At 45.3% G+C, this 13810-nt stretch carries 12 protein-coding genes; 1 reads left to right on the top strand and 11 read right to left on the bottom strand.

The features are described from left to right. Positions 1–18 precede the first annotated feature (18 nt). The 9 genes from F0145_RS18910 to F0145_RS18870 all read right to left on the bottom strand — a co-directional run bounded on the left by F0145_RS18910 (position 19) and on the right by F0145_RS18870 (position 10879). Positions 19–840 carry a TIGR04290 family methyltransferase gene (locus tag F0145_RS18910; RefSeq protein ID WP_223816151.1) on the bottom strand — a complete coding sequence of 274 codons (822 nt, stop codon included), beginning with the start codon at positions 838–840 and terminating at the stop codon, positions 19–21. An 86-nt stretch (positions 841–926) separates the two neighbouring features. Then, positions 927–2033: a CgeB family protein gene (locus tag F0145_RS18905; RefSeq protein WP_223816150.1), complete on the bottom strand. Its 1107-nt coding sequence runs from the start codon at positions 2031–2033 to the stop codon at positions 927–929. Further along, positions 2030–3136 carry a CgeB family protein gene (locus F0145_RS18900; RefSeq protein WP_150090852.1) on the bottom strand — a complete coding sequence of 369 codons (1107 nt, stop codon included), beginning with the start codon at positions 3134–3136 and terminating at the stop codon, positions 2030–2032. The genes F0145_RS18905 and F0145_RS18900 overlap by 4 nt, the downstream gene beginning before the upstream one ends. Then, positions 3129–4259, bottom strand: a complete 1131-nt coding sequence (locus F0145_RS18895) for a CgeB family protein (protein WP_150090850.1) — start codon at positions 4257–4259, stop codon at positions 3129–3131. The genes F0145_RS18900 and F0145_RS18895 overlap by 8 nt, the downstream gene beginning before the upstream one ends. A 7-nt stretch (positions 4260–4266) precedes the next feature. Further along, positions 4267–5397 carry a glycosyltransferase family 4 protein gene (locus tag F0145_RS18890; RefSeq protein WP_223816149.1) on the bottom strand — a complete coding sequence of 377 codons (1131 nt, stop codon included), beginning with the start codon at positions 5395–5397 and terminating at the stop codon, positions 4267–4269. Beyond that, entirely contained in the window at positions 5387–6421 is a 1035-nt protein-coding gene (locus F0145_RS18885) for a Gfo/Idh/MocA family protein (protein WP_150090848.1), read from the bottom strand. The genes F0145_RS18890 and F0145_RS18885 overlap by 11 nt, the downstream gene beginning before the upstream one ends. A 234-nt stretch (positions 6422–6655) precedes the next feature. After that, entirely contained in the window at positions 6656–7663 is a 1008-nt protein-coding gene (locus F0145_RS18880; RefSeq protein ID WP_223816148.1) for an MDR/zinc-dependent alcohol dehydrogenase-like family protein, read from the bottom strand. Further along, positions 7663–9723: a GDP-mannose 4,6-dehydratase gene (locus F0145_RS18875; protein WP_150090846.1), complete on the bottom strand. Its 2061-nt coding sequence runs from the start codon at positions 9721–9723 to the stop codon at positions 7663–7665. The genes F0145_RS18880 and F0145_RS18875 overlap by 1 nt, the downstream gene beginning before the upstream one ends. Positions 9724–9760: 37 nt before the next feature. Next, the gene (locus F0145_RS18870; RefSeq protein WP_150090844.1) at positions 9761–10879 is read right to left on the bottom strand and encodes an SDR family NAD(P)-dependent oxidoreductase; all 1119 of its coding nucleotides are present in this window, start codon (positions 10877–10879) and stop codon (positions 9761–9763) included. A gap of 165 nt (positions 10880–11044) precedes the next feature. Between F0145_RS18870 and F0145_RS18865 the strand changes: the two genes are divergently transcribed. After that, positions 11045–11296, top strand: coding sequence for a hypothetical protein (locus tag F0145_RS18865; RefSeq protein ID WP_150090842.1), 252 nt, complete (start codon positions 11045–11047; stop codon positions 11294–11296). A gap of 592 nt (positions 11297–11888) precedes the next feature. Here the strand turns inward: F0145_RS18865 and F0145_RS18860 are convergent. Continuing rightward, positions 11889–12137: a hypothetical protein gene (locus tag F0145_RS18860; RefSeq protein WP_150090840.1), complete on the bottom strand. Its 249-nt coding sequence runs from the start codon at positions 12135–12137 to the stop codon at positions 11889–11891. 734 nt (positions 12138–12871) lie between these two features. After that, a complete protein-coding gene (locus F0145_RS18855) occupies positions 12872–13408 on the bottom strand; it encodes a hypothetical protein (protein WP_150090838.1) in 537 nt (178 codons plus the stop codon). Between the last annotated feature and the right edge of the window lie 402 nt (positions 13409–13810).

Here is a 13810-nt window from a genome sequence, read left to right as displayed (position 1 = left end):
TGTCTAAAATTTAATTTATCAGCGGGTTAAAGTGCGGTTCTTGTTTTCTACTTTGGCCACTACTTCTTCGGTCCAGGTTTGGCCGGTAGCTGATAAATATTCGGATTTGTTCCAGGCTTGCACCGGATTTACAATACTGGGGTCGGGCTCGCAGAGATAAATTTCGTGGGCCGGATGCCCGGTAATTTTTAGGCCGCAAGACTGGAGCATGCCTACAATACAGGCGTGGTTGGGTGCCCACCAGTTGGTTACGTCGCCGGCCAGACGGTGCTGAATAAACGCCATGAGGGGCCAACCCGGCTCCAGCATTTTTTCCCGGTTATTAATATCTAAATCTTTCGGAACCTCCAGCATTTCTTCGCCCGGCATAGTCAGAGTCTGGAAAACCATTAGCCGCTTTAGCTTTTGGGTTAAAATATCTAAAGAAAGTAAGGGATAACGCAAATGATACAATACGCCCATGTACCAGATTAAATCAAACTCCTGGTCTAATTGGGCTACATCGTACACCTGCAATTGCCGCAACTCAATCTTATTTTCAAAACCAAACTGCCGGGCTACCCATTCGGCTTGTTTTAAATAATGGGGGTCTACGTCGATGCCTAGCACCTGGGCGCCTCTTTTGGCCAATTCGATGGTATAATAGCCGGCATTACAACCCACATCCAGCACCCGCCAGCCCGATAAATCAGCTGGAATATAAGGAGCAATATCTCTCCATTTAAAAGCAGGAAAATCTCCGAAGGCGTGATTTGGCGCTGTTTGGGTGCCATCGGGTAAATGAATATTATGGAACCACGGACCTAATTGTTCTATATCCTGCTGGATTGTGTTCATCATAAGTATTTAGTTGGTAAAAGATAAAAGGCAGAAGTTATACTGGCTCCAGATTAACCAGGTTTTATTGCTGCCCCTTTGGGTAATATTTAGCTTTTTATACTGAAAGCGTTTTGCAGTTCCCGTACGTAGTTCTCCACTTCCAGTGCCCGGTGGGCAGCCGTATGGTGCGCCAACACTTTTTGCCGGGCCTTTTCGCCCATTGCCTGGCGTTCTGTTTCCGGAATATCCTGTAAGTAACTTAAAGTTTCCTGTGCGCTCCGGGAGATTAATATTTCGGAACCGAAAGTAAACAGGGTATCCAGGCCATCCCAATAATCGCTGATAATAGGCGTACCACAGGCGGCCGCTTCGAATAAACGCACACTCGGCGAATAGCCCGCCTGAATCATATCCTGTCGGGTAATATTTTGGGTAAACCGTTGCTGGTTATAAAACTTGCGGTGCTCGGCGGGCGGCAAATGGTGAATATATTGCGTGTTAGCCGGCCATTGCACCGCAGCCGGGTACTGTGGACCAGCCACCACAAATTTACCGTCGGGCCACTGCCGGGCGGCATCCAGCATTAATTTTTCTAAGGGCGGCTGCCGATCATCGCTGTAGGTACCCAGGTAACCTAAATCCCATTGATTTTCCTGCGCTTCCGGGTAATAAAGTTCCGGGTCGAAAGAACAATAAAGCGGCCGGGCCATCGGCGAGCCAAATTCTTTTTCCAGAACATCCAACGTAGGACCGCCGGTAAAAGACAAATACAAATCGTACTGCGGAATTAAGCTGGGATGCAAATATTCAAAATCTTCGCGCCGGAGTTTGGCTAAAGTAACTGGGGTATCAATATCGTAAAAAGCTTTAATGCCTTGCGCGGTTTGGTTTACCCATTGCCCTACGGTTACGCCTTCCGGCACGTAAGAACCCACCATTACTAAATCGGCTTCACGCACGGGCTCGGTAAACCGGGCTTTTAAATCTTCCAGCGAAGCGTATAATTCGGTAGTGCAATATTCCGGGTTGGGCAAGTCGCGGTTTGAGGCGTACCAGGGAACATCGCGCTCCAGAAATAAAACCTCATGGCCGCGGGCAGCCAGCTCCCGAACTAATCCCCGAAAGGTAGTGGCGTGCCCGTTTCCCCACGACGAGGTAATAGATAAGCCCAGGATAACGATATTTAAAGGTTTGCCATGAGTCATATCAGTCATACCAGTTCCTCCGCGCGTTTGGCTATTTTGGTGTATAACAGCTTTTCCAGTTGGTCGGCGCGGTGGTCGTAGGTATGCGCGGCCAGTACTTTTTTGTAAGCTGCCTGGCCAATGGCTTTAGCTTTTTCTTCGGTGAGTTCGGCCATTAGCTGGGCTACTTCTTCCCCGTCGCGGGCAACTAATATTTCCATATCTGGCTGAAAGAAAAAGTCTATGCCTTCCCAGTAATCAGTAATAATACAGGCGGCGGCACCGGCGGCTTCAAACACCCGGGTCGCCGGCGAAAAACCGTAACGGGCCATGCTTTCGCGACTAATATTTAAAACAGCTTTGGGCGTACAGTTAAAAGCATTGTGGTCTTGCGTGTACACGTGCCCGATATAATTAATATTCGGGCTCATGGGTTTATCGCCCCAACCACTGCCGCCAATAATGAATTTATTTTGCGGTAATTGGGCGGCTACGTCCAGGAAGAATTGCTCTACGCGGGCCTCGCGATCGGGCAAACGATTACCCAGAAAGGCCAAATCGCAGGCAAAACGCGGGTTAGGTTCTACCGGGAAATGGGTAGCGGTATCTAGGGCATTGTAAATAGGTACACATTGCCGCGCACCTAAAGCCTTGTAAGCCTGCACCACCGGATCGCCGCCGCCGTAGGTTAATATTAAATCGTACTGCGGAATTAGGGGTAGAAAAGCGTCTTGCGGATTATGCTGTACCCGATCCAAAGTGGCCGGGGCGTCCACATCCCAGAACACGACCATGCGCTCCGGCGTTTGCAGTTTCAACACTTCGGCTTCCAGCAATTCATCAAACACGCCTACGCCGCTGGCTTTTACCACTAAATCGGCTTCGGTGGCTTGTTCTAATACTTTAAAAACCGCTTCTTCGGTGGCCGGGTAAACTACTACTTTGGCCCAATCTGGGTCGGGCATATCGCGGTGTTCCTGGCGCTGGTAAGCATCTGGTTCGTAAAAAGTAACCTGGTGCTCACGTGCATGCAAAGCCCGCACAATGCCCCGGTAATACGTAGCCGCGCCGTTCCAGTAAGCCGAAACCAGGCTGGAGCCGAAAAAAGCGATTTTTAGTTTTTTATTATTCATTAGTTATTTCTTCGTTCAGGAAAATTTTAGTTTTATCGATACCTAATTCAGCGCAAACTTGCTCCAGTTCGTTTACCCGATGCCGGCACGTATGGCGCTGGCGGATTACAGTTAAACCATTTTGCACTAATGTTTCGGCCTTTTCGGGCTGATTTAAAATAGTCAGGAGATGCTTTTTCATTTCTTCGCCGTTACCAGCTACTAAAAAATCCTGACCGGGGGTAAATAAATTTTCAGCATCTTCCCACGGAGCAGATATTAACGGAATGCCGCAACTAAGGGCCTCAAACGGGCGAATGGTAGGAATGCCGGGTAAAGCTTCTACGTAAGGCCGACGCGGTACATGCATCGTAACTTTGTATTTGGCAAAAACTTCTGGTGCTTTGTAATTGGGTAGCCAACCACCATATTCTATACCTGCCTCGGCCAACGATTTTAGCGCATGTTCCGGGTAGCGCACGCCGTATATTTTCGCTTTTAGGCCTAATTCTTTTACCGGATTTATTAAAAATTCGTGGAGTTCAGCGGTTCGTTCTTCATCGCCCCAGTTCCCAACCCAAACCAAATCACCTTCCACTTCACCTTTTTCGTGCGGATAAAAGACCGAATCATCGGCGGCCTCGTGCCAGGTCCAGGCTTTCTGGGTCCAGTTTTCTTTTAAATATATTTGCTGGATAACCTCACCAAAAGCCAACACGCCATCGTAGTGTTGCAGGTCGTACTGCGCCATGCTGGCTTTTTCGGTAACGGCCCGGTGGTGGGTGTCGTGGAATATTAACTTGTAATTATTAGTTACCCGGTGCTGGCCTATCTGCTTAACTAAGTCGTGGTCGTTCCATTCGTGTACCAATACCAAATCGGCATTATTTAAAACAGCATCCAGGTTCAGGCTTTCCAGGTTATAAAAATTGGTTTCCAGGCCGGGATAATATTCTTGCAATTCCTGGATTTTTTCTTTTCCGTAGTCGTTTACCAGGTTTTGTAAACTCCAGCCTTGCTCTGGTTCATACACCTGCACCTCGTGGCCCCGGTGCTTTAATTCCTGCACAATGCCCCGCAAAAAGTGCGCGTTGCCGTGGTTCCAGTCCGAAAGCAGGGAATGGTAAAACATTACTATTTTCATAGTTTTATCAGATTAATATTTTTTCTGGTGATTTTTTCTGGTTGGTTACGCCCAGCAACTGACCATAAGCCTGTCGGTAATAGTAAGCGGTTTGCTGAATATTATAGCCCAGCCCTTGTTGCATGGCCCGGAAACTCATAATATTCCGGATAAATTCGTCCTGAATTAATTTGGTAACAGCCGTAGCTAACTCGCCGGCATTATTTGGGTTAACGTAAGTAGCCGCTTTACCCCAGATTTCCCGCTGACTGGCAATATTGCCAACCACGAGGGCACAACCCGATAAAGCTGCTTCCAGAATAGCTAAACCAAAAGGCTCGTATTTAACCGGCAAACAAAATATAGCGGCCCGGCTTAGCCAATTAATTATTTCGGATTCGGAGAGTATTCCTAAAAAATGCACGTTGGGCAGTTCCAGGGTTTCGCCGGTTACCGGGTGGCGCGCCTCGCCGGCAATATATACCGGCCAATCCAATTCGGCCCCTACCTGGGCCAGCAAAGAGATATTTTTGGCTTCGTCCCAGACCCGGCCCATGCTAAATACAAATGGCTCTTTGTGCGCATATTTAAATTTAGCGGTATCCTGCCCATTATAAATTATCTGGCTTTGCTTAAAAGGGCCGTAAAGTACCTGAGCCTCCTGCAGCATAGCCGCCGTTGGTGCCACTACTAAATCGGCGGCTTGCAAACCTTGGGCTACGGCTTTTCGGTAATATTGCCATTCCGCCGGTACCGGTTCGTCGTTTACGGCTTGCCACCAGGAACTCACGCAGGAATGCGCCACCATTACCACCGGTTTGCCCCAGTTAAGGTTGCCATGGCAAAAATTGTTCAGGTGAATAATATCGGGCTTAAATTCCTGGTTTATTTGTAACAACCACTCGCCGGCGGCTTGCAAATCTTCCCAAGGGTTATCCATCCACTCCAGTTTAAAATTACTTTCATAAAGCGTAAGCTGGGGCAAAGCAGCAACCTGTTCGCGTTGCCGCAAACTTAGGTTATTGCCCATAGTAGCTAAGGCCACCTTGGTGTTAAAAGGCGCCAGCGCTTTTATTAATTCTAGCGTGTAAGTCCAAACCCCGCCCATCGTATCGGCAGTCATGAGAATACGGGTAGGTAACGAATTTCTATCTTCCATAAATCTTATCCAACACAGCCGCTACTTTCACAAATTCTTCCGCTTCGGGGCTATATTTTTCGCCGGCAGCTACCCGGTTTGCCCAAACCACACCGGCCCGACCCGACCAATCGTCGGGTGGTGCAGTTAGGGTTTCGGTGCGGGTACCGTAAAAGCGCTCGGCCACAAAATCGTAGAAAGAACCGTTAATATTTTTAAACGCTACGCCGCCTTGTGTACCGTAAAATATTGCACTAATAATAGCTTCTTGTCCGGCCGGTAAATTCCAGGAGCAACTTAAAGCTACGTGCGTGCCGCTGGCTAATGCTATGCTGGCATTGGCATAATCTTCTACCGTATCCTGGGTATTGGTTATTTTATGTCCTTTCGAAAACAAGCTGCTGGTTACCTTTTCTACTTCCGGAAAGTTTAAAGTCCACAAGGCTAAATCTACCAGGTGCACACCCAGATCGATAACGCAGCCGCCGCCCGATAATTTAGGATCGTAAAACCAGGGTTTATCGGGACCATACGCGTTATGAAAAGTAAGCTCCACCGCGTAAATATTGCCCAACTCGCCGGATTGCACCACCTGGTACACAGCTTGCATGGCTTTGGTAAACCGATAAGATAAATCTACGCCCAATAATTTATTAGCCTGGCGGGCAGCTTCCACTACCTGTTGCGTTTCTTCTAAATTCCGGCCCAAAGGCTTCTGGCAGAAAACGGCTTTACCGGCTTGCAGGACCTGAATGCTTTGCTCCGCATGAAAAGCACTGGGGGTAGCAATCACCACCCCGTCCGTGTCTTCGGTGAGCATGTCGGATAGGGCATTAACTGATTGCGCAGTTGGTACGGCTTGTAAGGCAGCTTCGGTATTCTGGGGTACGGTGTCTGAGATAAAGGTAATTTCTCCGGCCTGATGGTTGGCAATTACTTCCATGCGGTTGCGGCCAATCCAGCCCACGCCCAAAAAGCCCAAGCGAGGTTTAATATTTTTACTTTCTATTGATGAGGTGTTTGGTAGTACTAATTCTTCCGGCATATATCAAACATATGGTAAGGAATATTTATTTAAATTTGGCAGTATCACTTTGCCACTTAACTCTAAGTAATATTCCTTTATAAAAATTTATTAGATTAAGAAATCCACCCCTGTCATTCAGGAGGAAACTTTTTTGCAACCTGCTAAATAGGTTCCTCCTGAATGACAGAGATGAGTTATTTGAACCTCGCTTTTCAAAATATAATATTGTGCGAGCTCAGTTTGGTAAACTAATTAAAACTTTATCAAAGCTTTCATAAACCCATCCGGGCGATTATTTAGCAACTGGAAAGCTTCGGCGATATTTTCCAGAGAAAATTCGTGGGTATATAAAGGTTGCGGATTCAGGCGACCGGTTGTAACGGCTTTTACGGCTTCGGCAATACCACTCAGGTAAATTTTGGGGTCGCGCTCGTGGGCGTTAATTACATCCAGGCCGCGCCAGTTCCAAAGCTGCACATTCACCGAGCGCATGCCATCCTGGTGGAAGCCGGCAATAATTAATTTTCCCCGTTCGGCGGTTAATTCGCCGGACAAGTTTAGCGGCCATTCTTTTCCGGTACATTCAATTACGCGTTCGCAGAATTTGCCCCCAGTAAGCGCTTTCACTTTTTCGATAATCTGGTAATGGTCGTCGAGCTTTATTAATTCATCGGCACCGGTCTCGGCGGCTACGTTTAAGGAATATTCCCGTTGGGACAATGCAATAACGCGGGCTCCGGCTTCTTTAGCCAGTTGCACCAGCAAAGCGCCTAAAAACCCAATGCCCAAAATAGCTACCGTTTGCCCGGCCTGAATATCGGAACGTTTAAAAATATTTATGGCGCAGCCCAAAGGTTCGCCGGGAAAAGGCACACCGGCCAATATTTCGGGGATTTGTACTACGGCATCGGCTTCGGCCAAATCATACTCAGCGTAGGCATGATAAGAAAGCGCGGCTACACGGTCGCCAATTTTAATGGTTTTTACCTCTGCGCCAACAGCATCTACCACGCCCCAGCCTTCGTGGCCGGGATTGCCGGCCGGAATTGGATAACTAAACCATTCCCGTCCTTGCCACACCGGAATATTGGAGGCACATAAGCCGCAGCCTTCCATTTTTATCCGCACCTGCGTGGGTCCGGGTTTCGGCAAGGCGACTTCTTGTATTTCTACGGTTTGCGGAGCAGTTATAACGGCTGCTCGCATGAGTGTTACTTTTTTATCTTGTATTGTTTTTTCTGCTACTAAATCCGGATTCATTAGGCTAAGGCTACTTTGGTGTGTTCTTTTTCTTCTACCATCGAAAAGTCGGCGGGTAATTCCAAACCGCGGGCTTCGCAGAGCCAGCGGAATAATTTAGAAACGCCTTCCTGCACCGAGTGCTTCGGGTACCAGCCGGTCGCCTTCCTTAATTTGCGAATGTCCGACACGTAATAATGCTGGTCGCCGGGCCGCCAGTTATCAAAATTCAGCGGAATTTTATGGCCCTGAAACTCGCCGATGGTTTGGAGTAATTCTAATAAACTGGTGGTATTTTCCGGGCCACCGCCAATATTAAAGGCTTGCCCCGATATTTCGGGCATGTGTTTTTGCGCCAGCACGAAAGCATCTACCAAATCTTCAACAAACAAGACATCGCGTACTTGTTTGCCATCGCCGTAAATGCTAATGGCCTTGTTTTCGATGGCCCGAATAGCAAAATGTGCTACCCAGCCCTGGTCTTCGGTGCCGTACTGGTGCGGACCGTAAATGCAACTCATCCGGAATACCACCGCCTGGATGCCATACGTGCGGGCATAATCAATCACGTACTGGTCAGCGGCACCTTTGGAACAGCCGTATGGGCTATGAAAATCAAGGGGGCGTTCTTCCGAAATGCCGTTTTTTAGAATATTTTTATCGGAAGGATTATAGCGGGAACCATCCGCAATAAACTGCAAATCTTCGAGGCCGCCGTAAACTTTATTGGTAGAAGTAAATACCAGTGGCGGTGGATTATCCTGGGTCCGGATGGCTTCGAGCACGTTTACAATACCGCGGGCATTAATGTCAAAATCGTTGATTGGGAAATCCAGGGAAGTGGTAACGGCTACCTGCGCGGCAAAATGGTAAACCTCGCTGGCATTTCGCATGAGCATTTTTACCATTTGCAAATTTCGCATATCGCCCACATAAACTTCCAGCCGGTCGCCGTAATTATCTTCCAACCATTGCACATTTCGCTCTACGCCGGGGCGTGATAAATTATCCAGAATTAAAACGCGCTTGCCTTCTTCGAGTAAACGTTTGGCCAGGTTGGTGCCCACAAAACCGGCGCCGCCGGTAATTAAGGAATATTTTTCGGAAGGGTTAAAAGAGGTTTTACGCTTGATACAGGAAAATTTATAGACTCCAGCTAAGCCATGATCAGCCCATAACCGGTATAATAATTTAGGACTGCTATCAGCTCGTTTCAGACCGAAATAATATTCCCGCTCATCGGCGTACAAACTACTTTCCGAAAAAGAATCCGTATTAGTGTCCAGCACATTACTCCAGAAAACTTTCGTTACATCGGCTTTAAGTACCTGCCGGAACTCTTCTAGTTGCTTGTATTCATCGTGCTGCCACGTAGAAAAACCAGCCTCAGTAATCCAGATTTCGGCCGGAGAATTATTGGCCGCCAGAACTGATTTTACTTTGTTAATATTTTCATCCCAACCTTCCCATTGCTGGTCGTATACATCCGGAAAGCCATGTACCCCAACAGCATCGATATTTTGCATGGCGTTTTGCTCGAACATTAATTGCAGCCAATGCGGGTCGATGGGGCTCATGCCGCCTAGCACTGTTTTTTTGCCGTGTGCTTTGGCGAGTTTTGCGGCTGCGCTAATCATTGCGGCAAACGCCGACCAGGATTTATCAAGGGTGTAATCGTACGCTTCTTTTTTATTGGGTTCGTTCCAGAGTTCTACCCACTCGAAATGCTTGCCTAAATCGGTGAGGAAGATTTGCAGAAAATCGGCGAAAGCCTTTGGGTCTTTTGGCGGCGATGATGGACGGGGTGATAAAGCTAAATTAGTTGGTGTATCGCAAAAGCAAGGCAATATTTTAACTGCTTTGGCTAGGTGCGGAATTAACCAGTTATACCATTGTTTGCCGGCAGGCGTAACGTATTCGGCCCAGGAAATATTGGTCCGGAGTTCTTTTACGCCTAATGCTTTTACATCGGCCAGCACTTTTTCTACCAGCGCCTGGTCGCCGGGTTTAAAATTCTGAACTAACCCAACAGTTGGTTGCCGGTTGCTTGTTGTGTTGTTATGGATTAATGTCTCTGACATGGTAGTATCTTTTAATTTTAATAACAGTGAAGACGCATTAAACCGTCAGGCCGCGCGCCGCTAACTCGGCACTGGCCTCATTTACCCGGTCGTAAGCAATCTGGCCTTCCAGCCATTCTGCCATTTCGGATAAACCACTGTTAAAATCTACCTGCGGATAAAAACCAAGTATTTTCTGAGCCAAAGAAATATCGGCGTAGCAATGCCGGATATCGCCCACCCGGTACTTACCAGTAATCTGCGGTTTCAGATGTCCTTTGTTTATGACCTCTGCTAATCTTTCGGCTATTTCGGTAATGGTGTAATTATTGCCGCTGCCCACGTTAAATACCTGTCCATCGGCTTCGGGCGTTTCCAGCGCCAAACGGCAAGCCAAAGCCACATCGCGCACGTGAACAAAGTCACGCTGCTGGTTGCCATCTTCAAATATCATGGGCGGATTATCGTTCAGGAACCGGGAAGCAAATATGGCCAGTACGCCCGTATACGGGTTTGATAATGCCTGGCGCGTACCATACACATTAAAGAACCGCATCGCCACCGTCGGAATATTATAAGCCCGGCCTACAATTAAACTCATGCGTTCCTGGTCGTATTTAGATAAGGCGTAAACCGAAGATAAGCAAGGTGTTTTGGATTCCGGCGTTGGTAGTGGCTGCAACTCGTTGCCAGCTTCATCCATTACTTCCCACTGTCCGGCTTTTAGTTGCTCCAAGGGCCGCTCGGAACCAATAATAGATTTACCCGCAATATTCTGGTACAAACCTTCGCCGTAAATACTCATGCTGGAAGCTACTACCAGTTTCTGCACCGGATTCTTAGCTAAAGCTTCGAGTAAAACAGCGGTACCGGTATTATTTACATCGGTATATTCTTTTATTTCGTACATGCTCTGCCCCACGCCCACCATAGCAGCCAAATGAAATACCGCATCTACACCTTCCAACGCCTGCTCCACCATTTTTTTATCCCGCACATCGCCAACCATTAACTCTACTTCGGGATTCAGATATTCCGGGCGTTCACAATTTTTGCCATGCACTTGCTCCGATAAATTGTCCAAGGCCCGGACTTCGTAACCAAAATTAAGTAACTCATCGGCTAAGTGAGAGCCAATAAATCCCGCTCCGCCGGTAATTAACACTTTTTTCTTCATGGTTTTATGTCGATATTTTCTGATTAAAATGGTTCTGCGTTTAGTAATAATTATTTAAATAATAAGCTGCGTTATTCGCCTGAAAACCTGCGAATGGTACCACTTAGACCTTAGTAGCCGGATACTCTTTACGAAAAGCCGATATTTTTTATTAAAGACAGCATTATGGGTTGTTGCCTGGCTTTTTGGGGCCAAGAGCAAAATTTATTCTTAACCGCCGTAATACTGCTGGGAAAAGAAGAATTGCCAGATGCTGCACCAGCACCAGTAACCTTAGTGGCTAATCCGGGGAAAAACCAGGAATTAATATTTTTTTTAGTTACGATTAATCCGCTACCGGAATATTCTCCGGAAATAAAGGCTTTACGGCCCACTGTGGTATGTAAATTAGGCGTTTTCAATAAACAACTCCGATAGCCAAATAGCTATATTCCTGAATCATCCACCTAAACGTAAAACTGGTTGAGGGGTTATAGAAGAAGAAGCTGCCATATTTTGAGGATAAAATATAGCATTTTATACTTCTTTAATTTGTCACATAATATTTTCTTGATTATAAATTATTTACCTAAAATTTTATAAAATAATCCAATAACTAAAAAAAGGCGAAACAAAGAACAAGTACGTACTTATGACCTATAAATACGTATTTTTACCAAAGATTAAACACCCGGTTATTTCTAAGCGAAGGCCTTAAACAAGATAATTTTCTAACTTAATTACCTCTTCAAACGCTACCTCACCACTACCAATAATTCGAAATTTAATATAAGATTAAAATAAAAGGCTGCTTCTTTGTACCTCAAAGTAGCTTTATGTTTTTAGAAATTATAAGATTGCTGCTTACCCGGCGGTGGGTCGGGTATTTTATGGCGGATAATCGGAACATTTAGCGGATGCAAGGCCTGGAAAGCCATCCGGAAAGGCTAATTTTTCTATTACCTTTAAGTTGTTTGGCAGTGGATTTAAACAGCAGAAAATTACAGTTAAAGCTTAAAGCAAAAAATTTTCAGATAAGCTTTTGCTGCTCGTAGTGGGCGAATTCTTTACTGCTGATTATTTCGTAGGTAACTTCCGGTGCACCAGCCAAAGGATGGAAATGCTTCACTCTTTTTAAATATTCTCCTTCGGGGGTTCGGTAAATAATGTAAATTTTATCGTAAGCTTCTGTTTCGCTGCCCGTCGCCAAAATTTCACAAAGCCGAATATTATAGTCTTTGTCGTTAGTGGCCCTCACCAAATAATCTTTCTGATTCATCTGCCAATTTTTCCGGTTAGTAAAACAAATATAAAACCAGAAAAAAATACCAGACAAGCCTTACGTTCTAAATAAATTAAAGTTGCATAAAACTTAGTAAAAAAATTTCTGTAGACTTAAATATATTAAAAATACTATTTTAAGCTCGTTAACAATAATTTATTAATATTTATTTTACTAATAACTCGCTTATTCAAAGTAATTGACTATTAGTACACTGATACTTACGCTTGCTTGTTATTTTACAGGCAGGAGGGTAAATTGCTGATTCAATTCCCGTTAAGTACCAGCCTAAACTCAAAAAACCTATTCTGCTGATAGCAGTATAAAAATTGTTGCTGCATACGCTAACCTGATAGCGAATATTATTGTCAGTTGTGTAATTGCTGCGCAAAAAATATTTCCAGCTTTATGTATTTTATGGTTTTCCTGCTACTTTTATTTCGGTTGGTTAGTTTTCCGGCTCAGGATGCAGCTTACCTAATAAATTTATTCCTGCTATTTCAGAAAAGTAATAAAATGGAAAAAGCCTGACTACTTACGGGTAGAAAGGCTTTTGCCGGTTTTCACACTTTTATCTTAGAAGAATTGCGCAGGTATTGGTTAAATATTATTTAGTTTATGAAGGGAGGTAAGAAAAGTACAGCTAAGGTTCTGATTTAGAAGTTCGTTTGACAAACCAAAACCAGAATATCCACCCAATCCCCGCTGTACTTTATCTTAAACCCAAAATATTAAAGTTTAAAGGTTACGCCTAACCGCAGGGCCGACACGCCGTAGCCAACTTCGCCAAAACCACCAATTTTATCGGAGAAGTAGTAGCGGGTACCTACGTGGCCGCCTAAGAATACGCTGGCCGAAGAATAAGGGCTATCATAATTTTCGATACCCACATTATCTTTGTAAGAAGCCGTTCTGATGCCTAAAGATAAGCCGGCATACGGGTCGAACTTATCTTCGCTCATACCCAGTTCTTTTAGTAAATCGCCTAAATGGTAAGAGCCGCGGGCACCAAAATACAGGAAGTTATAACTCCAGCGGTAGCCACCCCAGTTACGGCCATAACGGGCATAATCTACAAAACCACCCACTGCAATATTATCTTTAATGCCTACTTCAACGGAAGCACCAATGGGCAAGCCACCTGCATTGTAAACACCCAGGCCAATACCGGCATTAACATTTATACTGCGGCCACCATCCTGGGCTTGGGCTGGCAATAAAGCAAAGGCAAAAAAGAAAGCAACAAGAAGTAAGGTAACTTTTTTCATAGTTTCGGTTTAGTTTTTTTATTAGTGTACAGTTCGTTTAGCAATTAAATAGCTAAAAATCAGCTACTCAAAATGAGGTATAGTAGAATTTAAGGTCGGCACCAGCAAAAGAAAAAGATTAACTTCTGCGGTTAAATCCTGCTGTTTTATTACAGGAATATTTATTAGTAACGGGCATCTTTTGTTATTTAACTATTAGTAAACTCCTTTCTGTTTTGGTTTATTTTGTTTTGATGTTGTAAATATAGTAGTTGCCTGAGGGGCTAGGCAAATGATTATGGCTGAATACCGGAAAACGCACTTTGAAGGCGACAAATTGTAACTTGAATAGCTTTGGTTTTAATAAATTGACTACCCTGAAATTTATATTGGGTTATTTCTCTATCACCATTAATTTTTTCT

The organism is Adhaeribacter rhizoryzae, from assembly GCF_008629685.1.
In the GTDB taxonomy this organism is placed as follows: domain Bacteria; phylum Bacteroidota; class Bacteroidia; order Cytophagales; family Hymenobacteraceae; genus Adhaeribacter; species Adhaeribacter rhizoryzae.
Note: the sequence above shows the minus strand (reverse complement) of the source record. Positions and strands in the feature narration are given on the sequence as shown.

What these genes read in the sequence shown, in the direction of transcription:
- F0145_RS18905 (WP_223816150.1), bottom strand. Translation starts at nt 2,033, where the DNA reads ATGACTGATATGACTCATGGCAAACCTTTAAATATCGTTATCCTGGGC.
- F0145_RS18875 (WP_150090846.1), bottom strand. Translation starts at nt 9,723, where the DNA reads ATGTCAGAGACATTAATCCATAACAACACAACAAGCAACCGGCAACCA.
- F0145_RS18870 (WP_150090844.1), bottom strand. Translation starts at nt 10,879, where the DNA reads ATGAAGAAAAAAGTGTTAATTACCGGCGGAGCGGGATTTATTGGCTCT.
- F0145_RS18855 (WP_150090838.1), bottom strand. Translation starts at nt 13,408, where the DNA reads ATGAAAAAAGTTACCTTACTTCTTGTTGCTTTCTTTTTTGCCTTTGCT.
- F0145_RS18890 (WP_223816149.1), bottom strand. Translation starts at nt 5,397, where the DNA reads ATGGAAGATAGAAATTCGTTACCTACCCGTATTCTCATGACTGCCGAT.
- F0145_RS18910 (WP_223816151.1), bottom strand. Translation starts at nt 840, where the DNA reads ATGATGAACACAATCCAGCAGGATATAGAACAATTAGGTCCGTGGTTC.
- F0145_RS18865 (WP_150090842.1), top strand. Translation starts at nt 11,045, where the DNA reads ATGGGTTGTTGCCTGGCTTTTTGGGGCCAAGAGCAAAATTTATTCTTA.
- F0145_RS18900 (WP_150090852.1), bottom strand. Translation starts at nt 3,136, where the DNA reads ATGAATAATAAAAAACTAAAAATCGCTTTTTTCGGCTCCAGCCTGGTT.
- F0145_RS18860 (WP_150090840.1), bottom strand. Translation starts at nt 12,137, where the DNA reads ATGAATCAGAAAGATTATTTGGTGAGGGCCACTAACGACAAAGACTAT.
- F0145_RS18880 (WP_223816148.1), bottom strand. Translation starts at nt 7,663, where the DNA reads ATGAATCCGGATTTAGTAGCAGAAAAAACAATACAAGATAAAAAAGTA.
- F0145_RS18895 (WP_150090850.1), bottom strand. Translation starts at nt 4,259, where the DNA reads ATGAAAATAGTAATGTTTTACCATTCCCTGCTTTCGGACTGGAACCAC.
- F0145_RS18885 (WP_150090848.1), bottom strand. Translation starts at nt 6,421, where the DNA reads ATGCCGGAAGAATTAGTACTACCAAACACCTCATCAATAGAAAGTAAA.